At 46.2% G+C, this 14247-nt stretch carries 11 protein-coding genes; 9 read left to right on the forward strand and 2 right to left on the reverse strand.

From position 1 onward, the window contains the following. Positions 1–15: 15 nt before the first annotated feature. The 3 genes from CFI03_RS25900 (at position 16) to CFI03_RS25910 (ending at position 8207) form a co-directional block, all read left to right on the forward strand. Positions 16–315 carry a hypothetical protein gene (locus CFI03_RS25900; protein ID WP_248760873.1) on the forward strand — a complete coding sequence of 100 codons (300 nt, stop codon included), beginning with the start codon at positions 16–18 and terminating at the stop codon, positions 313–315. Positions 316–498: 183 nt separating this feature from the next. Then, the gene (locus tag CFI03_RS25905; protein ID WP_248760875.1) at positions 499–1710 is read left to right on the forward strand and encodes an S-layer homology domain-containing protein; all 1212 of its coding nucleotides are present in this window, start codon (positions 499–501) and stop codon (positions 1708–1710) included. After that, positions 1695–8207 carry a hypothetical protein gene (locus CFI03_RS25910; RefSeq protein WP_248760877.1) on the forward strand — a complete coding sequence of 2171 codons (6513 nt, stop codon included), beginning with the start codon at positions 1695–1697 and terminating at the stop codon, positions 8205–8207. The genes CFI03_RS25905 and CFI03_RS25910 overlap by 16 nt, the downstream gene beginning before the upstream one ends. Positions 8208–8245: 38 nt before the next feature. On the opposite strand, the gene CFI03_RS25915 is transcribed toward CFI03_RS25910, so the two are convergent. Further along, a complete protein-coding gene (locus CFI03_RS25915; RefSeq protein WP_248760879.1) occupies positions 8246–9409 on the reverse strand; it encodes an ROK family transcriptional regulator in 1164 nt (387 codons plus the stop codon). A gap of 252 nt (positions 9410–9661) precedes the next feature. Next, positions 9662–9979, reverse strand: coding sequence for a helix-turn-helix transcriptional regulator (locus CFI03_RS25920; RefSeq protein WP_127491855.1), 318 nt, complete (start codon positions 9977–9979; stop codon positions 9662–9664). A gap of 390 nt (positions 9980–10369) precedes the next feature. On the opposite strand from CFI03_RS25920, the gene CFI03_RS25925 reads away from it, so the two are divergent. The 6 genes from CFI03_RS25925 (at position 10370) to CFI03_RS25950 (ending at position 14151) form a co-directional block, all read left to right on the forward strand. Next, positions 10370–10993 carry an ECF-type sigma factor gene (locus CFI03_RS25925; protein ID WP_248760882.1) on the forward strand — a complete coding sequence of 208 codons (624 nt, stop codon included), beginning with the start codon at positions 10370–10372 and terminating at the stop codon, positions 10991–10993. Positions 10994–11311: 318 nt separating this feature from the next. Further along, positions 11312–11737, forward strand: coding sequence for a phage tail terminator family protein (locus CFI03_RS25930; protein ID WP_248760884.1), 426 nt, complete (start codon positions 11312–11314; stop codon positions 11735–11737). After that, the gene (locus CFI03_RS25935; RefSeq protein WP_248760886.1) at positions 11734–11907 is read left to right on the forward strand and encodes a hypothetical protein; all 174 of its coding nucleotides are present in this window, start codon (positions 11734–11736) and stop codon (positions 11905–11907) included. Before CFI03_RS25930 ends, CFI03_RS25935 begins: the two co-directional genes overlap by 4 nt. A gap of 3 nt (positions 11908–11910) precedes the next feature. After that, entirely contained in the window at positions 11911–13227 is a 1317-nt protein-coding gene (locus tag CFI03_RS25940) for a phage tail sheath family protein (protein WP_248760888.1), read from the forward strand. 13 nt (positions 13228–13240) lie between these two features. Next, the gene (locus CFI03_RS25945; RefSeq protein WP_015846725.1) at positions 13241–13708 is read left to right on the forward strand and encodes a phage tail tube protein; all 468 of its coding nucleotides are present in this window, start codon (positions 13241–13243) and stop codon (positions 13706–13708) included. A gap of 35 nt (positions 13709–13743) precedes the next feature. Then, positions 13744–14151, forward strand: coding sequence for a phage tail assembly chaperone (locus CFI03_RS25950; RefSeq protein ID WP_248760890.1), 408 nt, complete (start codon positions 13744–13746; stop codon positions 14149–14151). The last annotated feature ends 96 nt before the right edge of the window (positions 14152–14247 follow it).

The raw sequence follows: 14247 nt of genomic DNA on the forward strand, positions 1-14247 counted from the left end.
GTGCAGGCGCTGTTTTTGTTACTTGCTGCTGCCTTTGAGGTACCGGGGGATTGGCTGGTGTATGAGCTGTATTTGCCGGAGGGTACGGAATTGGAGCATGTCGTGACGGTACGCGCGAAGGCCATTGAAGGCGAGGCGGTGGCGGTTATCCGAGTGAATAACCATCTTGCGGGCATTTGTGCTTTTACCGGTACGGAGTGGCAGGAGACTGCCGCAATCGAACGCGTTACGCTGGCATCCGGCCGCTGTCGCGTAACCATTAAAGCCGAAGGCGGACCGCTTGCGGTAGAGTGGGTTAGGCTGGAATGTAATTAACGGAAACATTTGACAAAAAATGATATTTTACGATATTATAGAAATAATTTTTGAGCGAAGCACGCCAAAAGCCTTACGGGTTTTTTGTGTGCTTTTTTTCTATGCAAAATTGCGAATATGGGGGAAGCAGGCAAATAACAGAGGCGTAATAGCGCTTAAAAATCATAGGGGAGATGATAGATTGTGAGAAAAAGATGGATTTCTATTGTGCTGGCTAGTGTCGTTACGGCAGGGAGTTTGGTTGGATTAGGATTAACCGGTAACGAGCGGAATGTTGAAGCAGCTGCCAAACCTTCGTTCAAGGATATCGACGGGCATTGGGCGGAATCGTCCATTGAAACAGCGGTGCAGGCTGGAGTACTCAACGGTTATCCGGATGGGTCGTTTAAGCCTAATAACACAATAACGCGGGCGGAACTGCTCAAAGTTATGGCCATGACTTTCAAAATCGAAGCGGGCGCTGGCGGGTCCAATTGGTATGCGCCTTATCAGACTGCGTTGTCCAAGGCGGGCATTTACTTGGATGGCGATTATCCAGGCAACCTGAACAATCCTGCAACTCGCAACGAAATGGCAAAATTAGCGGTACGGGGCGAGTACGCGGATTATCGCGGGAAAAAGTTAAGCGCGGCGGAATTAATGTTCCGCGCGGTGAACAAAGGGATTTTGTCCCGTTCGGGGACAAAGGCGGAGACGATTAACACCGAAGGAACAACAACCCGCGCGGAGGCCGCGGTACTGGTGACAAGGCTGCTGAAGCTGGCTAACGGCGGGAAATTAACGGTTGACCAAGGGGCATCGAGCGCAGCGGAGATCGCTTGGCATCGGCATAATATGATTACGATGTTTGATCAGAATGATTTGGTGAAGCTGCCATACTCCGTAGATATTAGCAAGAAGTATAATGTGACGATTGATAAGTTGATCATATTGGATCCTGCGGATACGAAGGGGTTTTATGCGGAGTATTTGAAGGGGGCTACTTATTATCCGGTTAATAAATCTGAACAGCCAAGTGATGGCTATGTATTTGCTTATAAAATAATTGGTAAAAGTTTAGTTGCAGATGGATCTGGTATTACAATGAGAAGCAGCTTTTACACATATACAGAGGGAAATGCAGGTACGATTCTTCCTGCACCACAGTATATCTACCAGGACGGTAAATTAGTAGAAAGAGAAGGTCTGTTCTATAACGATAAGTATTTTTTATTCAATAAAATCAATAGCGTAGCACATAATTACCTATTTGAATTGGTGCCCAAAAAGTATATACAATCTCAAATTGAAAAGTATGGCGGATTTCCAATTCATTTAGTTCGGTATAATGTTCCATTTGGAAGTGGCGAACAAATCTACTTGACGGATGTGAAGGATCAATGGGCGCATCATTAAATAAGATTTTGCCACAAATTCTTGTTTTAGCATTAATATGTAGTCTATTTAGTTTTCAGCAATACGAAGCAAGCGCAGCGACAGATACGACCATTATTAAATCACAATCCATATCTTTTAAGGCTAGTGAAAAATATAATGAAAATTCTTCGTTATCTAATTTTTCTATGGATTTGACAGTGCCATCCGGTTATAAACCTAAGTCCTATCAGTTATGGATGATGGTTGCAGACAGCAATGGGAAGTTAAAACTAACGCAGCAATCAGCAGGATCAGTTACAAGTAGTAAGTTACTGTTGAATAAAATTAATGGAACAAAAATTAAAGTTATTGCGACTGGTATACAGTCAGATATGTATGCTGTAATAAACCGAAGATCTAATGGGAAACAATGGGTGATTGAAGGTAACGGCGTGGGGCCATATAACGTAACGCCAAAATCGGGAGATGCTTGTTGGAGTACAAATCTTTCTATATGTCCAGGACTCTTGCCAGCAAAAGATGATAATGGGGTAATGATTAGTGGTAACCTTAGAGCAAGCGATGGATGGATTAAAGCCATTAGTGATGGAGTGGATGCCCCTGTTTATTTTACATCTCCAATTCATGGGTCAAGTATTTATAAAACAGCATTAGTTCAATCCACTGTTAATGTAACGAAGGCAACGCCTGTAGGGTTGGCGCAACATCGAATTGAAAGTAAAGGGAAAGGAGTATCGGGTAAAGGCCAACTAACGGTCGCTATACCTCCTGTTAAAGATTCCTATCTTGATGATTACGTTTGTTCGGGATGCTCGGGAAATGCAATTGCAAAACGATATGTCATGCAAACAGATCTAGATTGGTCTGCCGAAACCTACTACTACGAAGGCGAAGTCCGAGTCACCTACGAACCTATCCCACCGGTAAATACACCAACAGTTTCTTGCGATTGTTCTGCAGAACCGGACACTATCACCTTTGCTGACAAAGATGTCCCAGTCACAGCTACACTGACTGCCTCTCTTTCAGGAAAAGGCACCAAAAACGTCAAGAACTGGACAGTCTACGGCCGTGCCGATGATGGCAGTCAGTACACGACCTCAACCGTTGGGTATGGCTTGGACAAGATCGAGCAGAAGTTCAGCTTTACTATTCTCAAGGCTAAGTTAAATGGTATCGATAGCTACACCGAGACATGGGTCTTGCGTGCCCGTGTAAACTTCACAGACGGTACTACGGCGGAGCAGCCAATAGAGTGTACAACAACGGTTACGAAGCTTGGTGCCGCCACGCCGGATCCGGGAGGAACACCAACACCGCCACCGGCTCCGCCAGTTACTGCTGATATTGAATTTATACCTAATACCATTATTACTGGCGATCAATCAACGCTGGATAACAATTCCGACGGATATACATCCATGAGTTGGACGTTTTCCAACAACTTGCAAGAAGTAATACCGGATGATAGTCAATACCGCTACCCTAACTTAAAGTTCGACAAGCCCGGTTTTTATCAGGCGAAAATCATGGTTACCAATGGTACCGAGACGAGATGGGATACAGCGTCCCTGCAAGTACTGGATCCCAAACCGGTTGCAGTGGTTACAGGGCCAACAAAGGTTATTCAGGGAAGAGATTTCTCAAACATCTTCCATCTGTATAATTCGTATACACCGCTTTCCGAGCGTGGGGTAACCGTTGATTTTACGAAGAATCAGACACGCTACAAAAAGGTTGAAGATTCTGGATATACGAATGGCTGGCCATCCAAGGGCCCAACATCTCTTGGTCAATACTCCGTAGAGGGCAAGGTTTTTGATTCACAGGGACGCGAGAGTGATTGGGGTACTCATATTTTTGAAGTGGTTCCCGATCAGCCGCCGATTGTAAGCATCATGAGCCCGGAACAGACCTATCGGTTTAACGAATCGATGATCTATATCGATGCTGCAAGCGTAGATGGCGATGTGCTTGCAAGCATGAAAATCGAAGAGCGTTACGATCATGATAATGACGGCAACTATGAAGAAGAGCCATGGACAACCATTTACGAAGGGCCATTCAAGGATACATATCCCGTTACTTATACGACCGTAGGGAAGAGGCAATACCGCGCAAGCGTGGCGGAGGATTACGGTCTAACGTCCATATCCGAAATTGCAGCAACCAACGTTCTCAACTATTCGCCATTTGTAAATTTTGATGTGTATGGCCTGACGCAGCAGCCGGATCAGGGTGATGACAGCGCACCTGAGGATTTAGCTTACTCGGGCGAATCGATTATGCGTTCGTGGAAGCTAATTCAACCGTACACAACCAACGCCAACAAATCGATAGGCTGGAAAACAAATAATGGTGCCCTACTAACCAAGAATGCCAAGATGGCCGACTTCTTTATTAAGTATCCGAATATGGGTTTAGGTGCCAATAGCCGCTCAAGATACGAAGTTGCTGCCGATCTAACAAAGCTGCCTGTTTGGGGATTACCCAAGAATGCGATTGCAGTCCCATACATTTATGCCGGTCATCGTCTCTACTCACGCGAAGGCGAGGAAATGGTAGAACGCAATGCAAAGAATGGAGCGGAGATTAGCCGTTTTTCTTTATCTGCAGTAAGTGGTTTAACTTATCTAGGCGCAGATAAGAACGAGAATTTTTATTATGGGGCTGGGTCATACGGAGCAACAAACTATGAGGTTAAAAAGATTAATAATCAAGGCCAACTCATAGGCAGCTATACCATACCGATATCAGGAGAAATGTCTTACATCATGTATTTCGAAGTTTCGGACGACGGCCAAAATCTCTATATGGCCTACCGTGCAAGAACGGGGGCCTCACAAGAATACTGGAATGTACATGCAGTAAAATATTCCGTTCAGGATATGTCTGTGAAGTGGGATGTAAAAACACAAGATATAAGGTATAGCCCTACATTCTTGCAGAATTATAAAGGAGTTATCGACTCTGACGGTGATTTATATTTAACATGGGCCACTCAAACCACTTATGATGGTTATGAGGTCTATGCGATGGCGGTTAATGGGGATACAGGAGTCATGGGTTATGGATCCAGAGGGGCTAGTAATTCCGATATCTCCTATATGACTGCGACGACAGAATATACTCGTGGCCGTACGGATAAATGGAAGACGCTATATTTCAATGTATCGGGTTATGTTCAATACTATAGTGGTGGAAGCAATATGAATACGACTATGTATGGATATCAATGGAATAGAACAACTGGTGCTCTTTCTAAAATCTTTTATGACAACATTAACGAACCTACGCAGTATGGCCTCGAATATTGGGAAACCTGTAAAACGTGGTGTGACACAATGAGTTGGGAAGATACTTATGGTGTTGGTACCCCCATTATTTATCCAGACGGTACGGTATATGCAACAACTCGTTACCAAGGGGCAGAATATTACTTCGACCAGTATTTACAACAGATTAAACCAAAGGCAAGTGGAAATCTAATTGCAAATACAAAGGCCTTTTTAATGCCTAGTGGAAATATCGCATATCCAACGAATGGGGCCTTTGCGGATTATACAAATGCGATTTACAAGCCTTATGCTTCTATTGTTGTAAATGGAAGGGGCCCTATTGATCCCTATAATAACACCAAAGGCAGCATAAATTACTACAATGAAGTGACGGATACGAGTTATACGTGGACGAGTTCTTTCTTAAAAGATCCAACATTAAATACGAGCATATTACCGGATGGCTCTTTTTATGGATTCTCAGCGCCAGGTACGGCCTCGGGAATTCAATATGTCTTTCCCTTCGTGCCTTCTAGCGGTAGCGGCGATTATCCGAAAGTCATCGATGCTAATACCGTTGAAGTTGTTGACGCAACGTGGGCAGGATTATGGTACGATCCGGCAACTAAGCTGAAGAACGATCGTCTCTCCTTCAACGTCGCTGTTAACGATGCGGCTAACGATAAGCCGATAGGCGCTGCGATTCATATCCAGGACGGAAAAAATATGTACGCAGCCGAGTGGACCAAGGACAAGCTTACTTTATTCAAAGTCGCAGCGGGTACGAAAACAGCTTTGCAATCGGTAGACTATCCGCGATCACCGTTTGTAACGTATCCCTTTGAGCTTGAAGCCAGTAACGGCACTTTGTGCGTCTATATCAACCATGCTAAATTGATTGAAATTTCAGACACTACGTACAGGCAAGGTTCATTAGGCATCCTGTCTCTTGGCCAGCAGCAAGCTAAGTATAGCGATGTAAAGGTTAAGAATTATGGGGATTATTATGTGGAAGAAACCCATCAATCCGTTCTGGTGGGAGAAGAGATCAAATACGAGACCATTTTTGATGATATCGAAAAAGATCCCGAGTTGGCCGAAGAGTGGAGCTACCTGCATGATCCGAACTATTTTGCCAATTCGCTTGGGGAAAGCGCATTTGACGGGAAAACCTTCGAGGTTAAGCTTCCATCGCTGGATAAGCCTGGCCTTTACCATATCACGCTTAAAGCAAAGGATAGTCCCGGCATGGATGAATATGAGGCGTGGTCGGAACCTGTAACCAAGGAACTTTATGTGCACCGTCGTCCAATTGCTCGGCCTGATGTCCGTTTCACGGGTATTGTTTATCCCGAAGGGGAGACCCTTGATTATGCTGCATTCGACACCTCCTATGATCCGGATATCCCGGATTATTTGGCGGACCGCATGTTCCGGACCAGATGGGCCGATGAGACGGCGTGGACTGCCGGGAAGAGGGAGCTCTATACCCGCCCTGGCGTGGAACTTATTATTCAAGAGCAAGTGCAGGATGGCTTTGGCGTATGGTCCTACTGGGCGGAGACTCGCGTATACAAGGAAGCGCTCCCTGCTGCAAATCAACATAGGCCGCAGATGATTATCGCCTATCCGGGAGGAACTTTGGCTAGCCCGACTCTGCTTGGAGGGGAGCCAGTCTTGCGATGGACGTACAGCGATGCCGATCGTGATCCGCAAGAGAAGTTCTATCTGAAGGTCTCCTATGTTGATAATGGGGCAGCCATTATGGAAGGGACATTTCCCGGCAACGATACTTCGTTCATTCTTGATGAAGGAATCAAGCAGGGGCGAAAAGTAAAAGTGCAAGGCCGCGTCTATTCCAAAGGGTACTGGTCGGATGACAGCAATATCGTATATTTTATTTTGAACACGCCGCCAGTGACGCATCTGTTGTCTTTTAACGGGGCAAAAGCTTCTGAACCTATCTATACGAATAATAATCGCCCGCTGCTGAAAGTATCCGTTACCGATGTTGATAATCAGCCGGTGTCCAGGGTTGATTACGAGGTCTTTTACAACGCAGGTTCAGAGCTTGCGGTAGACACAAACAGTGCGGTTAGCGCAACCTCCTATACAACCCCGGCATTGCGGGAAGGACTTCATAACTGGAGGGCAAGAGCAAGCGACAGCTTTGCATGGGGCGGTTATTCGGAGAATGGCTATTTCTTTGTTGATACGGTTCCACCGAATGATACGAATAAGCAGCTTGAGATCAAGCCAACATCGGTAAAGGTTACGTTTAATCCGTTTAGCGATGCGGCACCGTCATCCGGTCATGCGTCTAGAGCCTTTTATATGCAAAAAGTGAATGAAGACGGTTCAACGACTAACATTGATTTGAACAGCAACGGAACCGCGGAATACAGTATTTCTCTCTCTAATGCAACGACCAGCTACACGGTAGGAGGGCTGCTAGCTGGAGCGAAATACCGGCTGATGGTGGTGGACTGGGACATTGCAGGGAATATGGGCCAATACGAATATATTTATTTCTCAACGAACCGTCCGCCAACCGCAGATTTTGACTGGTCGCCAAAGCCGGTATACGAAGGGGATACGGTCGTGTTTATGACTGCCGCATCCGACCCGGATAACAATGATCTGTCTATAACGTATAAGCTGACTAGTCCAACCGGCGTAACCAGAACCTTCGCTTATAGCTTCAAAACACCTTATCCGTTAACGGGCCCAAGCCTGCGAATGACGGAAACGGGAGACTGGACGATGCTGCTCTCGGTCAGCGATGGCATGGAAACCGTTCAGACCGAGAAAAAGGTAAAGGTACTGGCTCTTGGATTAACGGGTTACGTGAAGCATACCGAGCAGTGGGATGAGAAACGGAAGGAATTCAACAAGAAGCAGAGCGGCAAGGAGGATTCGCCGCGGGGGTATAACGTATTTTGGGCCGGCGAGAAGTTCCTATTGTCAGCTTTAACGACAAACACCGGAACGGCAACAAAGGCAGACCGGGTCGAAGTTGCGATGAAAAGCTATTCCGCATCGTTAACGTCCTCGAACAGCTCCCGTTCCGGCTGGCAAGGCGAGCTGTGGGAAAAAACATTCAACGATTTCAAGAAAGGGCCGCTAATCTTCGAATTCACGGCTTATTACAATAATGGCATTGTGAGGCGGGATACGGTGACGGTACAGATTGAAGGCAATGTCTACGATATCGTGGGCGTTCATAGAGTGAAATAATACAAAAAGGCTGCCCATTCGAGGGCAGCCTTTCTTCGTTATCCGGTTTTGATTTTCGTAAAAAACTTGCTGATCGCATAATACGCGGCGCCTCGTACGGCCGACTGATCCTGCAGCTCAGCGAAAAGAATCCGAAGCCGTTCGCGGTGGTAAGGCAATGTCCGGCGGGTAACGGAGGATTGCACCGCTTCCTCAAGCCATGTTTTTGCCCGGCTCATGCGATTGCCGATGATCACAACGTCGGGGTTGAACACATTTACGATGTTCGAAATACCCGCACCCATATACTCGCCAATCTTATAGAATAACGCGCGAACTTCTTCGTTGCCAGCTTCCGCTGCGTCAAGAAGATCCTCTAAATTGTCGAAGCCAAGCGGAGCAGCTTGTTCAAGCAGCGCATTTTCGGAAGCATAAAGCTCCCAGCAGCCTTCATTTCCGCATCGGCAAGGCTTGCCGTTATATTCAATGGACAGATGCCCAAGCTCGCCGGAGAATCCGGTAGCCCCTTTATATAATTCTTTATTAAGAATGATCCCCGTACCGATACCAATCCCGACGCTGACATAGATCTGATGGGCGATGCCGCGGCCAATCCCGTATTTCTGCTCGCCTTGCGCGCCCGCGTTTGCTTCATTATCTATTGTAACCGGCAACTTGAACTCTTCCTCCAGCATGTGCTGAAGCTCGACATGCTGCCATTCCAGGTTCGGGGCAAACAGGATGGAGCCCTGGTCATCCACGATACCCGGTACGCCAATGCCGATTCCCACAATTCCATACGAACTGGCAGGCGCTTTGCCGATGAGTTCATGTATACATTGAATCAGTTCCTTCAGGGTGAACTCAAGCTGATGCTTTTTGAGGCTTCGCTGAAGCTCGGCCACCACATTGCCCTCAAGGTCGGCAAGCACCCCGCGAATATAATTGACGCCAAGGTCGATGCCAACGGCATATCCGGCCTTGCCGTTAAACAAGAGCATAACCGGCTTGCGTCCGCCGCTTGATTCCCCGGGACCAATCTCTACCACAAGATCACTGTCAATCAAATCTTGAACCAAATTGGAGACAGTTGCTTTGTTCAGCCCCGTAAGCTCGGAAATTTGCGCTCTGGAGAGGGGGGCTTGTTTCAGCACGGCTTCCAGCACGATGGATGTATTTATTTTTTTAATAAGGGTCAAATCGCCTGTCGTAGTTACTTTCAACTGCAATTGCCTCCGTCCATGTCGTCCATTCAGCCTATTGTATCAGAATTTCCCCGTGTACGGCTGTAGTAAACATATTAACACAAAAACTTAGTTTGTTTAATATACAAACTAAGAATGGGAGAAATGAAGGTGTAGATGTGGATTTGAGATTCGTCCATCGTTGGACAAACAGTAATGAGGTTATTAAACGATGCAGGGGAGAAAAAGGGGAAAGCCTGTTTGAGGTAAATTTGAGTTCAAACCTACCTCTTATTTATGTTGACGCTTCGACAGGATAAAGCGTTTAAAAGCATTGATTTCATTTAATTCTTCCTCGGTCCAATCTTCGCCGTTTGTTTCTTCTTGATTAGGTTGAAACGTAAGATCCATTCCATTTTCTTCGATGAGATTGCTCTTCTTGAGTCCAAATCTGTTCGCGATCTTCTCGATTGCGCCCATGCGAGGCTCTTTCAGGCCTGTTTCCCAAGCAGAAACGGCTTTATTCGTAACACCTGCAATATCAGCGAGATCCTGCTGCGTTAGGTCGTATTTTTCACGTAGCTTTTTTAAATTTGCGCTGATACTCAACGTAATCACTCCATACTTGTTTTAAAGTAATTGTACAAAAAAAGATCCATTAAGATCAACTTAAAGATAGATAAAACGACATTTCTAACATTGACAATCTACTTTAAGAAGAATATTATGGAAACAACTTAAGCATACGAGAGGATGATGCAATTTGTAAAATGAATATCGCTGAAAGGAAGATATTTTTTTGACTTCCAATCTACTTTAAGTAGATATATCCACTAATGGTGGATAATTAGTGTCTTAACCGGCAAAGTAGGGACTGCCTCGGGGTAGGAGCCAAGACAGTCTTAAGGCAAATCTAATTATTGATAGTATAGCAAATATTGCGAGATATGAAAGGTTCTAATCAAATATATATTAGGCCCGGCAAAGGAGAAATTGAGGATGAGTGAAAAAACAACGGAAGAAAAACAAGTTATTCATCAATTAAATAGATATAAGCAAATCCAGGCTAGAATCCAGGTTCTCGATCATTATCCGATAGGAGCCGGTTTGACGATGAGATGGCTTAATCAGGACGATAAGCTCCAGGCTTTGCATCAGAGTTTGAGGGGAATGCCAAGTTATAAGTACTTAACGAAACACGAACAGAAATTGGAAAGAGCGGCAAACGCCTATTTGTCCAAGCAACGGACTGGTCTCAAAAGTCAGCTTGCCGAGATTCCAAAGGAAGCGGAAAACGAAGAGGACGAGATGCTTCTGGCTGAGCTTCGCGGGAAAATCAAGAAGGTGATTGCCGCACGGGGATACGATGATACAAAAAATGATTTTGACGCGGTTCTTGATCGCATAACCGAGCTGCAGTATTTGCAGGAGGAGCTTAGTCAGATCGACACCATCCTGATGGCGCTCGAGTGCTATAAACCGAATTTATCCAAGCTTCTTCGCTTGAGGTATGTTGAGGGAGAAACGGTAGAAGAAACGATCAGCCTTCTGGGAATTGTTGAACGGACGTATAAACGTTGGAGAAAGCAGGCGATTGAACAGTATATTATTCTTTCGGCATAAAGTATAAAGTTGTCCCTAAGGTTGTCCCCTTGCATGTACTGTTTAGGCAAGTCAACCCGTGCTAATATGATAGTATCAAACGAAATGTTAGCCAGTAGCCAGCCGCCCCTAGGGCGGCTTTTTACTTGGATGCCAGGCTGCGGACAATAGTTCCGCAGCCTTTTATCGTAGGCTAACATTCGGATGATGAAGGGGAGGGGTGATGCCATGTGCGCTAACCAGCGGTTTGGGGAAAATGAATTGGTTTGATTGGGCAAAGCTTTGCGAGAGCGCAGGGCTTTTTTTGTTGTCTATTCTTAAAGAAATTGAGGTGATGCCGTGCAGATATCGATTAACGATGTAAGACATGCTGTGATTCAAGCCCTGATCAACGAATTTCCGCTAATACCGGTCTCGGGCGATGACATTAAGCAGGTGCTTGAGCCGCCGTGCTTTTACGTAAAATTGTTGGAGTCAACCCATCGGCTTGAGCCCGGCAATCGTTATCATCGGAATTTTCCGTTTCTCATTCTGTATTCCGGTACGGATGGAAACGAGGATCTATACGATGTGGCGGAGCGGCTAACGTCGAGTTTGCAGGTAATTGCGGTAGAAGGTGGTCCATTCAATGGTGCGAACATGAGGCACCAAATTGTAGAAGTGGCACTTCATTTTAATGTCGATTACAGTTGTACGGTTAGTAAGGAAACAACAAATATTCCGCGGATGATGACATTGCAGCAAACAGGAGGTATAAAGGCATGAGCAAATCAGTGAAGCAAACAACTTATTCCAAGCCGCAAATCTTGAAGGCAAGTTGTTTTACGCCGCTGCAAAGGGATTTTCTTAAAGCCTTATTAGAAGAAGGCAAATTTTACACGGTCGACGATGCAGCAAAACAAATCGAGCAGTATCTAAAACAGGAGGCGAAGTAAAAGATGGCAGGTGGAACATTTACGATGCAAAATAAGGTCCGGCCAGGTGTTTATGTGAACGTTGGCGGCAAAGGACAAGCGCTTGGAACTCTGGGGATTCGAGGTATTGCGGCGATGGCGCTTCCGCTCTCGTGGGGAGCACCGCAAAAGATGATCACTTTGGAGGCGGGGGACGATTCGCTGACTAAGCTCGGCTATGACTTGAACGCCGGCTCCATTCTGCCTGTCCGGGAGGCGTTGAAACGCGCGAAGACGCTGTTCATTTATCGGTTGAATACGGGTGAAAAAGCAACCATTACAATCGGTCAGCTGACAGCAACGGCGAAATACGGCGGTATCCGGGGTAATGACCTGACGGTTGTTATCGAGAATAATATCGATGACTCCGCGAAATATGATGTAAAAACGTTTGTAGACCAGGTCCAAGCCGACCAGCAGACGGTAACGACGATTTCCGAATTGAAGGCAAATGATTGGGTCGAATGGACGGGGACTGGTGCATTGACGCCGAGCGCCGGCGCACCGCTTGCGGGAGGTACGAACGGAACGGTTACCAACGCAGATCATTTAAACTTTTTGTCTGCCCTGGAGTTGTTCGATTTCAACACGGTTGCTTATGTTGGAACGGACAATACGCTTAAAAATGTCTATACCTCCGTTGTGAAAAGACTTCGCGATGACGAGGGCAAGAAGGTGCAAGCTGTTGTCGAGAATGATCCGGCAGCTGATTACGAAGGCGTGATTAGCGTCAAGAACGGTGTAGTACTCGGCGATGGCACGATTCTTACCGCGGCGCAGGCAACAGCATGGGTAGCTGGCGCAACAGCGGCAGCTGAAGTGAACGAATCGCTAACGTATAGCGTTTATGACGATGCGGTTGATGTCTCGCCGCGTTATACCAATAGCCAGATCAATGCGGCGCTCAGAAACGGCGAGTTTGTGTTTACGGCGAGTAATGGCAGAGCGGTAGTCGAGCAGGACATTAACAGCTTAACAAGCTTTACGGCGGAAAAAACGAAAGCCTTCAGCAAAAACCGCGTAATCCGGGTTTTGGATGGCATCAATAATGATTTTGTCCGTATTTTCTCTGACTACTATCTTGGTAAAGTTTCGAACAACGCCGCAGGACGCAACTTGCTCAAGTCGGAATGCATTAACAATATCGGCACGCTTCAGGGGATTGGGGCGGTACAGTATTTTGACGCTCAAAATGATATCTCTGTGTACGCCGGGCAAGAGACCGATGCGGTCAACATTGATTTGAATGTTCAACCCGTGGACAGTGTCGAAAAAATTTACATTACGGTAACCGTAAACTAAGGAGATGACTTAAATGCCTTTTATGTTGGAATCTGATGCCATTAGCGGCAAACAAGCGACGGCGACTGCAACGATTAACGGCCGTGTGGAAGAGTTGTTTTATGCAAAATCGATTGAAGCAACAATTGAAAAAAATAAAGTGGATGTACCGGTGCTTGGCCGAACCAATACGCCGCAACGTTCCGCAGGCTGGAAAGGCAGCGGCACTCTGACGGTTTATTATGTCACTTCCGTATTCAGACAGCTGATGTGGTCTTACATTCAGACCGGTCAGGATTTCTGGTTCGATCTTCATATTACGAACGAGCAGCCGGGATCCGCTTCGGGCAAACAATCGGTTGTGCTTAAGGGCTGCAACCTGGATAGCATCATTGCGACGAAGTTTGATGCGACCAGCGACGATATGCTTGACGAGGAAATGCCGTTCACCTTTAACGGCTATGATTTGCTTGATCAATTCAATACCATTACGGGCGCCTAACAGGCGCCTTATTTCATATACGGAGGTAGATCTTAATGAATCTGCAAGAATTTCTTAATAACCACCCTATTGATAATCTGACGGAGGAAATTATCGTTTCTCCGCGCTTCAAGGATGCCGATGGACTGCCGCTTAAATTTACGATTAAGGCGATGACGAGCCAAGAGTTCGAGGAAATCCGCAAAAGCGCGACCGAGATCCGCAAAGGCCGCAAGGTAGAGTTCGATGCGCAAAAATTCAATTTGCGTGCGGTTATTAACCATACGATTGTACCGGATTTCAAGGATGCGGCTAGCATTCAAAAGCTTGGCTGCCGCACGGCGGACGAATATGTGCAAAAAGTGCTGCTGGCTGGTGAAATGTCTACCATCGTAAGCAAGATTCAGGAGCTTAGCGGCTTTGACGTCGGAATGAACGAATTGATTGACGAAGCAAAAAACTAATCATGGAGGGGGACGGCGAAGCCAATTACGCCCACTACGCCCTCCATCAGCTGTATATCCTCCCGGGACAATTTGTTCAATTACCCCGGGAGGAAA

The organism is Paenibacillus sp. ATY16 (assembly GCF_003399985.2).
Taxonomy (GTDB): domain Bacteria; phylum Bacillota; class Bacilli; order Paenibacillales; family Paenibacillaceae; genus Pristimantibacillus; species Pristimantibacillus glycanilyticus.

Bases quoted from the DNA above. Each gene is read 5' to 3' on its own strand.
- CFI03_RS25910 (WP_248760877.1), top strand. From the start codon at position 1,695: ATGGGCGCATCATTAAATAAGATTTTGCCACAAATTCTTGTTTTAGCA.
- CFI03_RS25925 (WP_248760882.1), top strand. From the start codon at position 10,370: ATGAGTGAAAAAACAACGGAAGAAAAACAAGTTATTCATCAATTAAAT.
- CFI03_RS25935 (WP_248760886.1), top strand. From the start codon at position 11,734: ATGAGCAAATCAGTGAAGCAAACAACTTATTCCAAGCCGCAAATCTTG.
- CFI03_RS25940 (WP_248760888.1), top strand. From the start codon at position 11,911: ATGGCAGGTGGAACATTTACGATGCAAAATAAGGTCCGGCCAGGTGTT.
- CFI03_RS25945 (WP_015846725.1), top strand. From the start codon at position 13,241: ATGCCTTTTATGTTGGAATCTGATGCCATTAGCGGCAAACAAGCGACG.
- CFI03_RS25950 (WP_248760890.1), top strand. From the start codon at position 13,744: ATGAATCTGCAAGAATTTCTTAATAACCACCCTATTGATAATCTGACG.